The following is a 16,076-nucleotide window of genomic DNA, read 5'->3' on the forward strand; positions in this document are numbered from 1 at the left end:
GGCGGCGTTTCCGCTGGTCGCCGGGGGGTTGGGGGGGTCGGGGGGTCCCCCGGGGGCCCAGCCCGGCGGGGCCGGGGGGTTGGGGGGGACCCCCGGGGGGTCAGCCGCCGCGCTGCGCCTGGCCGTCGGCGGCGGCCGAGGACGCGGCGGCCGCGATGTCCTCGCGGCTGTAGCCGCGCCGGGCCTTGCCGCTCCGGACGAACTTGTTGGGGAGCGTGCCGACGCCGTGGCGGCGCAGCGCCTCGGCCAGCGTCCAGACGGACGGCAGGCCCAGCGCCTCGGCGAGGGCCTCCGAATGCATCCGGTCGTCGTCGGCGGCGTCGAACGCCGCCAGCGCGGCCACGAGGATCTGGGGGGCGTCCAGCTCGGCCACCGCCGCGCGCGGGGACGCGCCGGACGCGCTGGCGGGGCGGGGCTGTGCCGGGGATGCGGGCCGGGCGGGGAACAGGTCGGGCCAGTCGGCCGCGGTGCCGCCCACCGGCCGGGCCAGGGCGGCGGCCGCGGCCATCGGGTCGGGCCAGTCGGCGGCGGCGCCCCTGAGCGTCGGCGCCTGGCCGGGCGCGGGCACCATGGCGGGCACCGCCGCCGCCGGGCGCGGCGCCGGGCCGTCAGAGGGGCCGCCGGGCGCGCTGGCGGCCGGGGCCGGGCTGCCGGGGGAGATGGGCAGCTTGACGGGCTGGCCGGTGAACGCGGCGCGCATACGCTCATAGCGGCCCGCGTAGATCCCGCTGAGCAGGGTGTCGGGGGTGCCCTGGGGGCCGAGCCGGACGGCGAATTGGGCGTCGGCGATCTCGGCGGACGCCTCGTCCAGCTCCGGGCGGGCCGCGGCCACGGCCAGCGCCGCCTCCTGCATCTGCTCCGGCTCCAAGTACCAGACCTTGACCGGGGTCGGCGCGTCCGGCTTGTGCCCCACGAAGGTGGTGCCCTTGACCGGCAGGTCGATCGCGTTGATGCCCTTGTGCCAGCCGTACAGGTGCGCCAGGTCGCCCTCAGAGGTCCCGTACATGCCCAGCCGCCAGGCGCAGCCGTGCAGCACGTCGGGAGAGATCGTGGTCTGAGTCGGGCGCAGCGCCGAGAAGTGCGGCACCACCGCCTCATTGCGGCCGATCCGCAGCAGCTCTTCCAGGCCCGCGCGGACCTGGGAGCCGATGGGATCGCGGTTGGCCGGCGAGAGCGCCTCGGCGCCCTCATCGACCATCAGCACGATCGCGGGCAGCTCGGGGGAGATCGGCAGCAACTTGACGTTGCTCTGCGCCTTGAACGTCCGGTAGGAGCCCTTGCGGTCTTTGGCGATGGCCAGGGCGACGGTGACCATCAGCAGCGCCTCACGCGGGGACGGCGCGGCCCAGTCGATCGGGGGCCGCTCGCACCGGCCCTCCAGCCAGGCGTGCAGCCACAGCTGCGACATGCCGCCGCCGTTGAGGTCGATGTGCCATACCAGCGCGTCGGTGCACCGGGCCACGCCCAGCGTGGTCACGTCCAGGACGTTGGTCTTGCCGCCGCCCTTGGGGCCCACCACCAGCATGGAGTCCTCGCGCAGGGACATCCCCGAGACCGATCCGTCCCGCTGGATGCCCATATCGATCGTCTCCAGCAGCGACCGGGGGCTGTAGTCGGCCGGGTAGGGGATCTTGGGCGGCGCCTCGTCGCCCCGCACGCCCAACAGGTTGCGCGTGGAGACCCCCAGAGTGAGCTCGCCGCGGTGCCGCCCCGGCTGGGGCGCCTCCACGCCGCACCCGTCCGGCAGCCGCGCGTCGGTGGCCAGCGCAGTCGTCGCTGCGCCGATCTGCGCCATGGTCGCCGGGCCGGGCGGCAGCTCACAGGTCAACGTGTATCCGGCGGCGTTGTCCCAGTGCTGCACTCGCGTCACCTGGACCCGGACCCGGCACACCCGCCGGAACCGGGCCTCCCAGTCGGCCGCCAGCGGCCCGGCGGGACGGGCCGTCACCGCTACCAGCTCACCTCCCGCCCGCCGGGCCGGGGCCCCGCCGCGGGCCCGGATGCGGCCCAGCGGCGCGAACGCCGCCGCGGCCACCCCGCCCGCCGCCACCGCCGCCAGCCCGTTGGTGGTCAGCGCGTCGCCGGTGCACCACGCCCAGGTCAGCCACCCCCCGGCGCCCACCCAGCAGCCCAGCCGGTACAGCAGCGCCCCCGGCCCGGCGTCGCGGTGCGCCGACTCCAGCACCGCGCCCAGCGCGCCCACGCCCGCGGCCGCGGCCGCCCACACCGGCGAGACATGCGCCATCCCGCCGACCGTGCCCGCCGCCAGCGTCACCGCCGCGCCCGACAGCGGCCCGTGCGGGACCATCGACCAGTCCACGCCCGGCCCGGCCGCCTTCGTTGTCGTGGCCTTCTTGGTGGTGCTCACGGGGTCTCCCTCACTCAGATCTCACAGGTCAGCCGGTAGGTCTGGCGGCCGGTGGGACGCACCCGCCCAGGGCGGGGCGGGGCGGATGCGCCCGGACGAGCCGTCAGACGTTCCAGGCCCGCTCGTTGGTGCGCGGCGCCTCGTCCCGCTTGAGGTCATCGGCGTGCACCATGCGGTACAGCGGCGCGATCTCCTGCGCGCTGGAGGCCAGCGCGCCCAGGCCCACATACAGCTGCCCGATCGCCTCCACCACCTGCGGACTGATCGGGTAGCCGTCCTCCAGCCGCTGCGCGAACGTCCTGATCGCCATCGCCACCGACCCGAGGACATCGGGCAGCTGGTGAAGGTCCGAGCCGATCACCCACATGTCCGCGGGGGCGTAGGCAACCGCCGCCGTGCTGACCTCGGCAGCCGCGACCGCCAGCGGGAATCCTGCGCTGTCCATCGTGATCTCCTTTGCTGGTGTGCGTGCGGTGCGGGGCCGGTAGTCCCGCACCGGCGGACCGGCCCGGCGGCCGCCCCGCCCCGTCTCGATCCCGTCCCCATCCGGCGCCGGGTCCTCGCCCGGCTCGGTCCCGGCCGTGGCGGCTGCGGCCGTGGCGGCGCGGCGGCGCCGGTACCGCCGGACCGCCAGCCCGGCGGCCCCCGATCCCAGCGCCACCAGCCCCGCCAGCGCCCACCACGGGCCCACCAGCGCCGCCGCCAGCAGGCCGCCCGCCGCCGCGCCGCCACCGGCCGCGCCCCGGTGACGGCGCCACCACCGGCCCGCGCGCCCGCCGGTCATCCGGTCGACGCGCCGCCCGGCGGCCAGACCGGCGGCCCGTACCGCGCCCAGCACCCGGCCCGCGCGCCCGCCGGTCGCCGCGTCCACCCGGCGGACCGCCGCCCGCGCAGCACCAGCGGACCGGCGGACGGCCCCGGCCGTCGTCCGCGCCGTCGTCCGCGCCGCCTTGACCGCCTTCCTCGCGGCGGCCGGTGCGCCCGTCTTCCCCGCGGCCTTCCGCGCCGCCCGGGTGGCGGTCTTGGTGGCGGTGGTGGCGGCCTTGACGGCGCGCCGCCCGGCAGCGGTGCCCAGCGCCGCGCCCGCGGCCCGTCCCGCCGTACGCCCGGCAGCCCGGCCCGCCTTCCCGGCACCGCCGCCGGATCGCCCGGCGGACCGTCCAGCGCCGCCCGGGGCGCGGCCGCGGCCGCCCAGGCCCGGCATCCGCAGCCCGGCGCCCGCGCTCCGCCCGGCACCGCCCGCGCGGCCGCCCAGCAGCCCACCGGCCCGCCCGGCGCGCCCGCTGGTCCGGCCACCGGCCCGTCCGGCGGACCGTCCGGGCGCGCCCAGCAGCCCGCCCAGGCGGGCCGGTCCGGCACCGCGCCCACCGGACCGCCCGACACCGGACCGTCCGCCGGGCCGTCCGAGCACGCCCAGGCGGCGCCCGGCGTACAGCGCCGCGCCACCGGCCGCGACCACGCCACCGGCGACCACGCCGACCACGCCGACCGCCTGCCACAGCACCGCGCCCAGCACGCTCAGCACGCTCGCGCCGCCCACGACCATCTGACCGGCCGGGACCGCGCGCGCGGCGCCGTCCGGCCCCTCGCCCTCGCCCTCGCCCTCGCCGTCGTCCAGGCGCTCACCCTCACCGGCCGGGACGCCGGTGACGCCGGTACCGACGTCGATACCGTCCTCGCCCTCGCGTGGGACGGCGCCCAGGCCCTCGCCCGGCCCGGACGGCCCGTGCGGGCCGTCCGGGTGCCCGGGCAGGTCGGCGGGGGGTTGGGTGGGGGGTTGGGGGACTCCCCCGGGGGGGTCCTGCGGACCGGTCATCACGCACCCCCCGCGCCCGCGCACGGCAGCTCGGCCCACACCCGGCGGCGCCCGGCGGGCAGGTCGTCCCAGCCGACCGCGCCCAGGCACGCCAGCGTGCCCAGGCCACGCCCGCCCGCCCGGTCCGGATCGGCCAGCTCGGCCGCCGAGGCCACCCGCGGGACCCGCGCGCCGCCCTCGTCGATCACCGCCACCCGCACCCGGCCCGGCAGCACCGCCACCGCCAGCACATACCGGCGGCCCGGCCCGCCGCTGGCGCTGTGACGGACCGCGTTGCCCGCCAGCTCCGACACCGCCAGCTCGACATCGGCCAGCACCGCCGCGGGCACATGCCCCGCCAGCGCCGACCGGACCAGCTCCCGCGCCCTGGCCACCGACCGCGCCTCACCGGCCAGCACCCAGCCCGCCAGCACCGGCTCCCGCACCGCAGCCGTCCCGGCGCACGCCCTGGTCATGACGCACCCGCCGAGATCATCAGCGCGGCCACGAACAGCCACATCACGTGCCAGGACTGGTCCAGGGCGTAGGCGCCGGTCCCGGTCGGCGCGGCGGCGCCGTCGCCGAGGGCGGCGAACTCGCCCTTGCCAACGCGGCGGGCCAGCGCCAGCAGCGTGGACCGCCGGTCGGCCCAGTAGTGCGACACCGCGTCCACCGCCAGCCCGGCCACCGCCGCCTGCGGCGACAACTCCAGGCCCGTCACGGCCGCCATCACGGCCACGGCCAGCACCTTGACCGCGGTCAGCGAGGCGACGTGCCGCGCGCACAGCACCCGGCCCCGCCATCCCGCCGCGCCCTTGCCGCACGCCTGCGCGGACGTCTGGATCCAGTGGTCACCCAGCTCATGCGCGGCGTACAGCGCCGCGAACACCGCCGCGAACACGGCCGCCCCGGCGCTCACGACTCCGCCCCGCTGCGCAGCGCCCGGCGGTGCCGCTTGGCGGTCGCCTCGCTGATCCCCAGCGCCCCGGCGATCTCCCGCACCGACGCACCCGGGGTGGTGTCCAGGACCGCCGCCACCCGCGCCCGCGTCGCATCCCCCGCAGCGCGCCGCGCCTCGGCCGCCGCCCACACCCGCCGCGCACCCTCATCCGGCCCGCCAGGGTCCAGGGCGCCGTCCGGGCCGTCGTCCGGGTCGGAGTCGATGTGACCCCCCGGCCCCTCGATGCGACCCCCGTCCCCGCCAGCGGGGAGAGCGGGCATGGGGACGGGCCCGCCGCCGCCCCGGTCGCCGAGCACCATCCCGCCATGCCGGGGGCACACCCCCTCGCCGGGGGCCTCCCCCAGCCCGGGACGCAGCCCGCGGGCGGCGCCGACCGGCCCGCCACCGGGCACCGGGGCACCCGCGGGCACCGCACCCGCCGCCGGGGGCTCCCGGTCGGCCAGCCACGCCGCCAGCTCGTCCACCCCCGCCCGCGCCGCGACCTCGATCCCGGCATCCAGAGACCCCGCGATCCCGCCATCCCGAGATCCCGGGACCCCGCCCGGCGCCTCGTCCGGCGCCTCGTCCGGCTCCTGGCCCATCGCCACCGCGCGCAGCCCGGCCTCGTCGGCGGCGTCGACCTCGGCCGCGCGGGCCTGCATCGCCGCCGCGCTGCGATCGGCCACCACGGCGCCCAGCAGCGCGAACGCCCCCGCGCCGATCGAGCACGCCGCGCCCAGCGCGTTCAGCATCGAGACGTTGGCGATGACGCTGGCCAGCAGCGGCACCGTCATCAGCGCCCACAGCGCCCGCAGCTGCCACGAGCCCCTGGCCAGCGTGCCCCGGTGCTCGGCCAGGTGCGCCCGGTAGGCGATCGCCGCCGTGCTCAGCCCGGTCAGCCCCAGCTCGGCCACATACCCGGTCCCCCGCGGTGCCTCCAGCACGTGCGCGGCGGCCTCCACGCCCATCGCGCTCCCGGCCGCCAGTACCACACTTGCGCCCAGCGCCAGCCGCGACCACCGGCGCCGCCCGTCGGCCAGCGCCTTCACCGACCGTGCCGACGACGACGCCCGCCGCGCCAGCGCGATCGCCTCCAGCGTCGCCTCCGCCTCGGCCGCCCGCGCGTCCAGGACCCGGTCCCGGCGCAGCGCCCGCCCGTGCTCGGCCTCCAGCGCCGTGATCTGCTGGGCCGTCCGCAGCTCGTCCGCGTGCGCCCTGGTGGCGGGGTTCAGCCGCGGGTCGGCGAGCCGGTCCTGACCGGAGATCCCCGCCAGCGCCGCCGCCTGCTCGGCCTGCTCCCGCACCGATGCGACCACGTCCACGGCCGTCGTCGTGCTCTTCCTGCGTCCCCTCATCGGGCACCCCCGCCCCGGCGGACGCTGAGGTACGCCTCCACCGCCAGCAGCGGCACCGCCACCAGGGACGGCACCACCAGCAGCGCCCACCGGCCCGGCAGCGCCGCCGCCACCAGGACCAGCGCGCCCAGCACCGCGGCCCCGACCCAGATCGCCGCGCGCACCGCGGCCAGCTCGTTCTCGCCGCTCATCGGACGCCCCCCGCCAGCAGGGCCCCGCCGTCGATCCCGCCGTCCCCGGCCACCAGCTCGGCGTACTCGCCCAGCAAGTCGTCCAGGATGTCGGCCGCCGCCAGCCGCCGCGCCTCGGCCGCCACCGGCGACTCACCCGCCGCGCGCTCCCACACCGCCGGCGACATCCGCTCCAACGCCCACACCAACGCCGCCGTGACCGGCTCCGTCAGCGGCGGGGGGGACATGCATCCCTGCCCCACCTGCGAAACGATGTTGCTCAGCATCGGATCCACTTCCTTCCAAGATCGGTTCCGATGTCAGCGGCTCTCGGGCGCTTGCATCGCCCGGGAGCCGCGTCCTGTCATGGATTAAGGTGTCCTAGGACACTAGATAATGTCAAGGGCTAGGGCATAGGGTTCTTGGTGTCTAGGACAATCCGGGACGGAGAGGACGGGAGATGGCTCAGCTACAGCGCGCGGCAGCGCCGTACGCGCAGATCGCACAGCACCTCAGAGACGAGATCCACGCGGGACGCCTGGCGCCAGGAGACCGGGTGCCGAGTGTCAGAGATCTCGCCGCCGAATGGGGAGTGAGCCGCGCCACCGCAGACAAGGCCTTGAGCGCTCTCCGATCCGAGGGGCTAGTAACCGCAGTCACGGGAGTCGGTACGCAGGTCGCCGACCAGGTGCAGACGGTCCAGACAGGCGGGATCCGCTTCCGGCGGCTGATGTCCACGGGCCGTGCCACCCGCGTGGGGGAGCGCTCAGAAATCCTCTCTGCCGAGCTGCTCTCATCAGCTCCGGCTGACGTGGCGGCCGCCCTGAAGATCGAGCCTGGCAGCTCAGTAATCCGCCGTCAGCGTCGCTTCCACGATGAGGACGGGATCGCCGCGCTTTCCACGTCCTGGCTGGCAGGGACGCTGGCCGAACAGGTCCCTGTGCTGCTGGGAACCGGCAGGATCGAGGGCGGCACGATCGGGGCTGTCTGCGCTGCTACGGGACGCCAGCCAGCCCCCGGCCTAGACACCGCTCGGGCCCGCTTGGCCACCGATGACGAGGCCGAGGCCCTCGGCCTGGAGCAGCCCATTGCCGTCCTCATCGTGGAGGCGCGCCTCGCTGACGAAGACGGCGTGCCGATTGAGTTCGGCGTCGACGTCATCGGGCCGGACCGTCCCTGGTCTGTCGGATACGACCTGAGCCTCCCGTAAGGAGTAACGTCCCCCCAGGAAATGCGTAAGGCCGGGAGTTCGCAGCTCCCGGCCCTCTCACGCAGTCGCTTCTGCCATTCGCAGTGGACAAGAAGGACGTCTTAACCATGAGGGTACCCAACCCGCGTGACACGTCTAGTGACACGGGTGTGTCTGGTCTAGAGATGGTGGCGAGAAGACCGCCGCTGTCAGTGAGGGACGTGGTGCGCGGCCCGGCGCGGTGAGTGTCCGAGAGCGGGCCGCCGCCGGTTCTCGGCGGGAGTGCCCGAACAGGCTGCGGCGTCGTACGGCGTCCTACGGGGATGACGAGGCGCTGCCGACGTTAGCGCCGGATCTGTGGATCCGGGTGGTGGAGCTGCTGTTCGCGCGGGGTGAGCTGGACGGGTATGCGCGCAGGATGGCCCGGCACGTCACCTTCCACGCCTCGGCGCGTGGCCGCCTGGCCGACGTCGAGGACGGCCTGATCCCCGGGTACAAGGTCAGGCACGGGATCGGCCGCCGCTCGGCGTACACCGACATCGGCCGGCTGGCCGGGGCGGGGCTGCTGCGGCAGGTGCACGCGGCGTGCCCGGGGCGGGGCGTGGTCTACCAGATGTGCGTCCCGCCCGAGGTGCTGGTCGATCTGCCGTCGTCGCTGCGGGCCCGGCTGCGTCGCCTGTGGGCGCGCCCCACCCGGGAGGCCCGGGCCGCCGCCCGCGCCGAGGACCGCCGCGCGCCGGTGTCGGCCCGGGTGTCGGGGACGGCCGCGATCCGGGTGTGGCTGCCGGTGGCCGAGCGGCACCGGGTGCTGGCCGGGTGCGCGGTGGTGCGGGTCGGGTCCGCGGCCGCCGAGCCGACCGAGACGCAGTTGTCCTGTGGACGACTGCACACGTCTCCCTTCCTTAAGAGGGATCACCCCCAACCCCTCTTCGTCCGGTCCCGGCAGGGGTACCGGCCGCCTCCGCCTGATCTCCAGATGGCGACTTTCGACCACGAGGGGATCCGGGACGAGGTGATCACCCGCTGCATGGCCCTGTGGAGCGCCCAGCGGCCCCCTGACGGCCTCCCCGACGACGCGGCGATGGCGCGGCTGCGGCCGCTGCTGTGGGCCGCGCTGTGCACCCACACCTCCTCCGACGTGATCGAGGCGCTGACCACCCGCGTCCGCTCGGCCCGCGACCTCGGCGCCGTCGCCGCGACCCGGCTGCGCCGCATGGTGATGTCGGCCCGCCGCGCCGCCCGCCTGGCCGTCGACGACACCGGCGCCCGCGCCGCCGCCCTCGCCGACGAACGCGACCAGCTCCGCGACCACGCCATGACCGCCTCCGCTACCGCCCGCGCCGCCGCCCGCCAGGCCCTAGCCGACATCCGCGACCACCACCGCGACCAGCGACACGACCGGCACGGCCGGTACGAGCGGTACGAGCGGCACCACCACCACCAGCGGCAGCGGCACCGGCCGCCGCCCGGTGGGCACGCCCGCGCCGACGAGGCCACGGCCGAGGACGTCCTGGACCCCGGCGACCTGGCGATGCTGCGCCAGGCCATGGCCAACGCCGCCACCGGCACCCGCCCGACCACCCTCCGCGGCACCGTCCCACGGCCCTGACCTGCTATTTCGCCGGGAAGAACCCTTTACAGCGTCAAGGGAATGACCCGCGACTCCGTGATCCCGCCATCCCGTGATCCCGGGGTCCCGGGGTCCCGGGACTAGGTGTCGAGGCGGCGTCGGATGCGGTCGGTGAGGGCCGGGTCGGTGTAGGCCTCGGCCAGCAGCGCCTTCAGGACCGGTGTCGCCCTGGTGTCGCCGCCGAACGCGTTGACCAGCCAGACCTTGAGCCGGTCGTGCTCGTCCGGGGTCATCTCCAGCGACATCTTGCGCAGGTGCCCGCGTCGCCCGTGCCCGTCGGGGGCGCGTCCGGCCGGTGTCGCCGGTGTCGCCCTGGACGGCGCCGCGGGCGTCGCCGACGTCGGCGAGGGCGCCGGGGGCGGGGCGGGCATGTCCGGCAGCGGCGGTGTCGCGGGCGGTGCCGCAGGTCCGGGGCGGCGGGCCTGGCGGCCGCGGCTGAGCGCGGCGGCCTTGTCCGCCGCTCCCCTGCTCCCGGCGTTCTTGGGCGGGGTCATCGGCCGTCCTCCGGGGTGATGTGGGCGAGCAGCTCCCGGGCGAGCAGCTGCATCGGCGACCCGGCCGCCAGCCGCGGGCGCTTGCCGAACGACTGGCCGTAGCCGTCGCGGGCGTCGCTGCGGGGGATCTCGGTGGCCAGCACGGTGTACCCGGCGTCGGCGAGCGCCTGGCGGGTGTCGGCGGGGCTGGCGGCCGACCGGTTCACCATCGACAGCACGATCACCAGGTCCGGCGCCGGGGCGCCGACCTCGTCCAGGTGGTCGATCGCGGCCAGCACCGACCCGGCCCGCTCCACGTCCATGTCGGTGGGCTGGAGCATCAGCACCGCCAGGTCGACCGCGCTCAGGACGGCGAAGTGCGGCCCGCCGGCCTTGCGCTCCCACGCCCCGGTGTCCAGCGCGGCCAGCCCGCCCGCCGGGGTCAGCCGCCGCACCTCGGCCGCCAGCCGGGTGTGCGCGGGCGCCGGGTACACCGGCGCGCCCAGGTCCGCCAGCTCCGCCCACGCGTACAGGCTCCCGGACTCATCATCACCGGGCCGGTCCATGTCGATCCCGATCACGTCCACGCCCTCGGCCACCCAGTGACCCAGCAGATGCGCCAGCGTCGTCGACTTGCCCGCCCCGCCCTTGCCCAGCAACCCGATACGCCGCCCGTCCGGCGGCAATGTCCATCCCATGCCCGGCACCGTATCGAGGAACCCCGCGATCCGGCAGTCCCGCGATCACGGAGTCCCGGGACTCACACCAGGAAGCGGAGCCCCCGTTCCCCCTCCGAGGGGAACGGGGTGGAGGCCTCGGCGGGGAGGAGGGCAGTCCAGGACTTCTCCCCATCCCCTCGTACCCCGGCCCCGCCGTTCGGCCGTGAGAGGCGATCTGAGAGTCGCGATCAAGGAAATAGAACCTCCAAGATCTTTCTACTTACGACTTTCGTTAAGTCTGAAAGACTTATAGTTTCTGTGAAACGAAACTAGTAGGATGGGGGTATGACGATGGAGACGAGCGGGACAGCGCAGGAGGCCGTGACGCGGCCGTGCGGGTACAGCCGGTGCGACCGGCGGATCAGCTATTCGGGCTCCGGGCGGCCGCCGCGCTACTGCCAGCCCGAGCGCCGCTGGCCCGACCAGGGCGGCAAGACGTGCAAGCAGCTGGCGGCCGAGGAGCGCGCGGCGGGCCGGGCGGCGGAGCTGGAGGCGGTGACGGCCGCCTACGCCGCGACCGAGGACCCGGTGCTGGCCGCGATCCAGGCGCTGACGGCCGTGCTGGCCGACCGCCACGCCGCCGGTGAGGCGGTGCTGGAGGCGGTCGGCGGCCGCGTCGCCGAGGCCGAGCGCGCCGCCGCCGAGGCGCAGGCGGCGCGGCAGGCCGCCGAGGACGGCCGCGCCAGCGCCGACCGCGCCGCGGCCGCCGCCCGCCGCGACGCCGAGCTGGCGGCCGAGGCTCGCCGGGTCGCCGAGCGGCGCGCCCGCGACGCCGAGGCCGACGCCCGCGACCAGACCTCCCAGGCGTGGGCCCGGGTGGTGGAGGCCGAGCGCGCGGCCGCCGCCGCGGGCGAGCGCGCCGAGGGCGCCCAGCGCGCCGAGGCCCACGCCCTGGCCGACCGCGACACCGCCCGCGACCGCGCCGCCGAGCTGGCCGAGAACAACAAGGAGCTGCGGGCCGAGACCAAGCAGCTGCGCGCCGAGACCGCCGACGCCACGGCCGCCGCCGCCCGCGCCCTGACCGAGCTGGCCGCCGCCCAGGCCCGCGCCGACGCCGCCGAGCAACGCGCCGCCACCGCCGGAGAAGCCGCGGCCGCCGACCGGGCCCGCGCCGAGGCCGAGCGCGCCGAGCGCCTGGCCGCCGACGCCGCGGCCGCTGCCGACCGCGCCGCGCGCCAGGACGCCGAGCAGCGCGCCGCCACCGCCGAGACCGCGGCCGCCGCCGCCCAGGCCCGCGCCGACGCCGCCGAGCAGCGCGCCGAGACCGCCGACGCCGCGGCGGCCGCCGACCGGGCCCGCGCCGAACGCGCCGAGCAGCGCGCCGAGACCGAGCGCGCCGAGCGCCTGGCCGCCGACGCGCAGCGGCCCCCGGAGACGACCTGAGACGCCCGCGTGGGGGCAACCCCGGGTTGCCCCCCGCCCCCGTTTTGACCGGTCAAACGCCAAAACGCGCGCGTGCGCGCGTGCGCGCGAGGCTGCGGGGCGGGGTGATCAGTCGCGGACGCTGCGGAGGCTGCGGGGGGCCCGGCATGGCGGCAGCCTAGATCCCGCCCGGCACGGCCGACCTCGGCCAGCCGCCGCCGCGGCGCCACGGGTCATGTGGCCGGTGTCGCTGCCTGGCCGGGATCTTCCCCGGCCTCCACCTGGTACACACCCGGCCCGAGCTGCCTCGACCGTCGCAACATCGCATCCGCCCAGCCTTCCGGCCACACCGTTCCCCCCGCGCCCCGCGACCAGCGTGTCCACCACAGAAGGACGCCGGTCAGGTCCGCGCCGGTCAGGTTCGCGCCGGTCAGGTTCGCGCCGTTCAGGGTCGCGCCGATGAGGTGCGCGCCGGTCAGGTTCGCGCCGTTCAGGGTCGCGCGGGTCAGGTCCGCGCCGTTCAGGTTCGCGTCGGTCAGGTTCGCGTCGTTCAGGTTCGCGCCGTACAGGCCCGCGTCGGCCAGGGTCGCGTCGGCTGGGAACTCGGGTTTGAGGATCAGGTCCGCGCCGGTCAGGTTCGCGCCGGTCAGGTCTGCGCCGTTCAGGTTCGCGCCGTACAGGTTCGCGCTGATCAGGGTCGCACCGACCAGGTTTGCGCGGGTCAGGTCCGCGCCCCTCAGGTCCGCGCTGGCCAGGTGCGCGCCGTTCAGGTTCGCGCCAGCCAGGTTCACGCCGGCCAGGTACGCGCTGTTCAGGTGCGCGCCGACGAGGTTCGCGCGGGATAAATCCGCGCGGCCCAGCTGCGCGCCGTTCAGGGCGGCGTAGGGGTGGAGGTGATCCCGGGTGATGCCGGGCGCGATCTCCTCGTCGTCCTCATCCACCAGCCGCCACCCGCCGTCCGCCGAAGTCCCTCGCACGCATCCGACCGTAGGGCCCGCGCCGTCCCCGCGCGCACGGCAACCGCCAGTCCCCAGGCGACTCCTGGCGAGGCCAAGACGGCTTAACCGGACAGTACGCCGACTCTGTCCGGTGTCCCGCCCGGCGTTCCCGCAGGTCAGCGCTGCGGCCACCGCTGAGAGTCGTTCCGGACGCGCGCCAGGCACCCCGGAACGGGCCTCGAACGCGTCCGGAATCCCGGTTATCCACAGAACGCGATTCCAGCACTGAGCCGTCCCGCCCGGCGGGAACCTCGGCCCATGACCACCACGACCGCCCCCGCGGGCACGGCCAGGACGACGGCGCGGACGACGGCGCGCCGGACCGACGGCGCCGAGCTGGCCTCCCTCGCCCAGGACCTCGCCGCCAGAGCCCCGCGGAGTACTCGCCGGGCGTCGGGGGGCTGTTGGTCATCGGGGAGTTCGGGCGAGGGCGGCGAGGCGGTCGACCAGGCGGTGGGCGGCGGCCTCGCTGAGCGGGTCGGGCTGTCCGCTGCTCGCAGCGGTGGCGAGGTTGCGGGCGAGCACGACCAGGCGCCGCTCGGCGACCTCGGCCGCACGCCCGCGCCAGCCGTCCGCGGCGTCGGCGTCGGCGTCCGGGGGCGCCTCTGCGAGGCCGGCCGGGGGCGTCCGGTGCGCGGCGCGGCTGGCCGCGACCCGGCACCGCGCACCGCAGTACCGGATCGGGCGCCCCCGGGGCCGCTGCTGGATCGGCGTGCCGCAGTGTGCGCACACCCGGTCCTGGGACTCGCCGCCGCCCATCCCGCCGACCTCCAGATTTCGTAACACCATCGCATGATTTCGTAACACGGTATCGCGTCCTGGCGAGGATGGCGAGGATGCGGAAGGGCCCGCCCCCGGGTGCCGGGGGCGGTGTGAGGAGGAGTGGGGCTGGGGGACCCCCGCGAACGCCCGGGACGTGCACAGCAAGATGGATGATCAGACGTCAGATCGTCCCGGCGGCGCCTGTCGACACCCCCCTCGCAGCGACAGCAGCAAGCACCAGGACCACGCCGAGCGGACGGCGGGCACGGCCAGGACGACGGGCACGGCCGGGGCCGGATGAGAACTTTCTCTACGTCTTCAAGGGCGCCCGCCACGGCGGCCGCCAGGGGCGTCGACGTCCCGCCGGGCTGCGGCCTCTCCGGGCCGGTCCCGCCGGGCCGCCGACGCCCTGCCAGGACGAGGCGTTGCCGGAACTCGCGAACATTCCGCGCGGGCGCACACAACGCGTGTCGTATGCCCGGGCAGGCGCCCCCTCTACCGGAGTAGGGGGGCCGGTAGGCGCCTCCCGCCAGCGCGGTAGGCACCGGTAGAGGGGGCCCGGCGCGCGCCCCAGCCACCCCGTCCAGGCCGGATCCGCAAGGGGGCACGGAGGGGGCACGGAGGGGCGTCCCGGCAGTGGACGCGGCGTCGAATTACACCGGCGACTCGGGGGAGCAAGATATGTCATATGTCTGACTTTCACTGAGATCAGCTGAACCGGGGCCCGCCTCCGACCGGTGGCCGGGAACGCCTCTCCAGTGCCTCGCCGATGCCTCATCGATGCGCCGGGGCGCCCGGCCCGGCCCGGCCGCCCGTGCGCCGCTAGACGCTAGATCGCATGCCCCAGGGCCCATCAGCCGCTAGCGCCGCCGCTAGGTCTAGGGGGCGTGCCGCTAGGACGTCCCGGTCCGCTAGGGGACGTCTCAGCGCGTCCCCGGGGACGTCCCGGGGACGTACCGGCCGGACGTGGGGCACGAGCACCAGAAGGAGCGCGGCCGCGCGCGGCCGCGCCAGGTCACCGGTTGCCGGAAAACGGGGACAGCAAGATAGATGATCAGACGTCTGATCGTCCCGGCCGCCCCGGGGCGCTCCGCTGGGAGGGGCCCCTCAGGTGCTCCCGAGGGCCCGTTCCGCGATGCGCGGAAGGACGGCCGGGGGCCGTTGCCGCCGGGGGCTCCGCCGCCCCCGGACCCCCGCGGGCCGGAACACCCGGACGCCCGGGGAACGCCGTCTCGGATGCGGGCTGCCCGGGCGTCCGGGCGCCCCGGAACGAGGCGGCCGGCCACCGGTATTCGTGACCTCAGGCCGTCAGGAGGGCTCAGGTATCGTCAATCTCCGAGATACGTCCGGGACGAAACGATCCGCCCTAGGAGACCCTCACACACGGTAACGGCGCCGACCGTGCTGGTCGGCGCCGTTACGTCACGTGGTCCCGTCACGAAATCCGACGGGTCCGGGTCATGGACTGATCACGCCGGTGTCGTCGCACTGCTCGCAGCCCTCGCCGTAGCACCTGCACGGCCGCCATCCCGGCTCCTCGGCGTCCTCGTTGACGTCCACGGTCCGGTCGATCTCCGCCAGCTCGTCCCGATCGATGTCGGCCAGGCCCGCGGTGAGGATCCACCGGCACCAGACCGGCTCGATACCCGGCGCGGCCGCCCAGTCGGGATCGGTCACGCGGCCCCGGGCGCGGGCGAGGGTGCGCTGCATGAGGGCCTCCAGCTCGGCGCGGTCGGCCCAGTGCAGCGCGCCGAGCTTCGCGTCCGCGCTGCGGGGGGTGCCGATGGCGCGGGCGGTGTAGATCTGCCAGTGGTGGCCGGGCCCGTCGGGGCCGTCCCCGCGCGCGCAGCGGTTGAGCCGGTGACCGCCGCCGACCAGGACCAGGGTGCCCGGGACGACCGTCATCGCGGCCTCCTCGGCGACCTCGGCGTGGGCGGCCTCGACATAGCCAGGGTGCGCGTCGAAGACGTGCCCGGCGATGGGCGCGACACCGGCGCCGTCGGCGCGGGTGCCGACCAGGACCCGGTCCAGGTCGTCCAGGACCAGCACGCCCACCGAGGCGCCGTCACAGATCTTGCCGGTCGCGGGGCCGTGGGGGCCGTGGATGATGTCCATGTCATTTCCTCCTGTGTGGTTCGGGTGGAGTGATCAGGGGCCCTCGGTCCGGGTGCTGTCCGGGCGGGGGCCCCGCCGTGTCGCGGGTGTGGTGATCTCCCTCCGTCGATGGGCCGGGGGAGGGGGGACTCCCCCCGGGGTTCGGGTGCTGGGGGCGGTGTGAGGAGGGGGGCCGGGGGACCCCCCCAACCCCCCCACGC

General features: G+C 76.2%; 15 protein-coding genes. 3 read left to right on the top strand and 12 right to left on the bottom strand.

From position 1 onward, the window contains the following. Positions 1-100: 100 nt before the first annotated feature. From AGRA3207_RS39595 to AGRA3207_RS39625, 7 genes are all read right to left on the bottom strand, one after another. Entirely contained in the window at positions 101-2,368 is a 2,268-nt protein-coding gene (locus AGRA3207_RS39595; RefSeq protein ID WP_231336582.1) for a hypothetical protein, read from the bottom strand. 103 nt (positions 2,369-2,471) lie between these two features. After that, a complete protein-coding gene (locus AGRA3207_RS39600) occupies positions 2,472-4,184 on the bottom strand; it encodes a hypothetical protein (RefSeq protein WP_231336589.1) in 1,713 nt (570 codons plus the stop codon). Beyond that, the gene (locus tag AGRA3207_RS39605; protein WP_273700069.1) at positions 4,184-4,639 is read right to left on the bottom strand and encodes an ATP-binding protein; all 456 of its coding nucleotides are present in this window, start codon (positions 4,637-4,639) and stop codon (positions 4,184-4,186) included. The genes AGRA3207_RS39600 and AGRA3207_RS39605 overlap by 1 nt, the downstream gene beginning before the upstream one ends. Then, a complete protein-coding gene (locus tag AGRA3207_RS39610) occupies positions 4,636-5,082 on the bottom strand; it encodes a DUF3307 domain-containing protein (protein WP_231336583.1) in 447 nt (148 codons plus the stop codon). The genes AGRA3207_RS39605 and AGRA3207_RS39610 overlap by 4 nt, the downstream gene beginning before the upstream one ends. Further along, positions 5,079-6,458 carry a helix-turn-helix domain-containing protein gene (locus AGRA3207_RS39615; RefSeq protein ID WP_231336584.1) on the bottom strand — a complete coding sequence of 460 codons (1,380 nt, stop codon included), beginning with the start codon at positions 6,456-6,458 and terminating at the stop codon, positions 5,079-5,081. The genes AGRA3207_RS39610 and AGRA3207_RS39615 overlap by 4 nt, the downstream gene beginning before the upstream one ends. Further along, positions 6,455-6,649: a hypothetical protein gene (locus AGRA3207_RS39620; RefSeq protein WP_231336585.1), complete on the bottom strand. Its 195-nt coding sequence runs from the start codon at positions 6,647-6,649 to the stop codon at positions 6,455-6,457. Before AGRA3207_RS39620 ends, AGRA3207_RS39615 begins: the two co-directional genes overlap by 4 nt. Continuing rightward, entirely contained in the window at positions 6,646-6,915 is a 270-nt protein-coding gene (locus AGRA3207_RS39625) for a hypothetical protein (RefSeq protein WP_231336586.1), read from the bottom strand. The genes AGRA3207_RS39620 and AGRA3207_RS39625 overlap by 4 nt, the downstream gene beginning before the upstream one ends. Positions 6,916-7,088: 173 nt before the next feature. Here AGRA3207_RS39625 and AGRA3207_RS39630 point away from each other — a divergent pair, with 173 nt between their 5' ends. Continuing rightward, a complete protein-coding gene (locus tag AGRA3207_RS39630; RefSeq protein WP_231336587.1) occupies positions 7,089-7,838 on the top strand; it encodes a GntR family transcriptional regulator in 750 nt (249 codons plus the stop codon). Positions 7,839-8,058: 220 nt separating this feature from the next. After that, a complete protein-coding gene (locus AGRA3207_RS39635; RefSeq protein ID WP_231336575.1) occupies positions 8,059-9,426 on the top strand; it encodes a hypothetical protein in 1,368 nt (455 codons plus the stop codon). A 101-nt stretch (positions 9,427-9,527) separates the two neighbouring features. Here AGRA3207_RS39635 and AGRA3207_RS39640 read toward each other — a convergent pair whose 3' ends face one another. After that, entirely contained in the window at positions 9,528-9,941 is a 414-nt protein-coding gene (locus tag AGRA3207_RS39640) for a hypothetical protein (RefSeq protein WP_231336576.1), read from the bottom strand. Next, entirely contained in the window at positions 9,938-10,618 is a 681-nt protein-coding gene (locus tag AGRA3207_RS39645) for a ParA family protein (RefSeq protein WP_231336577.1), read from the bottom strand. Before AGRA3207_RS39645 ends, AGRA3207_RS39640 begins: the two co-directional genes overlap by 4 nt. A 306-nt stretch (positions 10,619-10,924) precedes the next feature. Here AGRA3207_RS39645 and AGRA3207_RS39650 point away from each other — a divergent pair, with 306 nt between their 5' ends. Further along, positions 10,925-12,022 (top strand): hypothetical protein, encoded by a 1,098-nt coding sequence (locus AGRA3207_RS39650; RefSeq protein WP_231336578.1) that lies wholly within the window; start codon positions 10,925-10,927, stop codon positions 12,020-12,022. Between the two features lie 212 nt (positions 12,023-12,234). Here AGRA3207_RS39650 and AGRA3207_RS39655 read toward each other — a convergent pair whose 3' ends face one another. The 3 genes from AGRA3207_RS39655 to AGRA3207_RS39665 form a co-directional block, all read right to left on the bottom strand. Further along, complete coding sequence (locus tag AGRA3207_RS39655) at positions 12,235-12,978, bottom strand: pentapeptide repeat-containing protein (RefSeq protein WP_231336579.1); 744 nt, start codon at positions 12,976-12,978, stop codon at positions 12,235-12,237. A 429-nt stretch (positions 12,979-13,407) separates the two neighbouring features. Next, positions 13,408-13,788, bottom strand: a complete 381-nt coding sequence (locus tag AGRA3207_RS39660; protein ID WP_231336580.1) for a hypothetical protein — start codon at positions 13,786-13,788, stop codon at positions 13,408-13,410. 1,431 nt (positions 13,789-15,219) lie between these two features. After that, a complete protein-coding gene (locus AGRA3207_RS39665; protein ID WP_231336581.1) occupies positions 15,220-15,876 on the bottom strand; it encodes an NUDIX domain-containing protein in 657 nt (218 codons plus the stop codon). Positions 15,877-16,076 lie beyond the last annotated feature (200 nt).

It is taken from the genome of Actinomadura graeca, assembly GCF_019175365.1.
Classification (GTDB): Bacteria; Actinomycetota; Actinomycetes; order Streptosporangiales; family Streptosporangiaceae; genus Spirillospora; species Spirillospora graeca.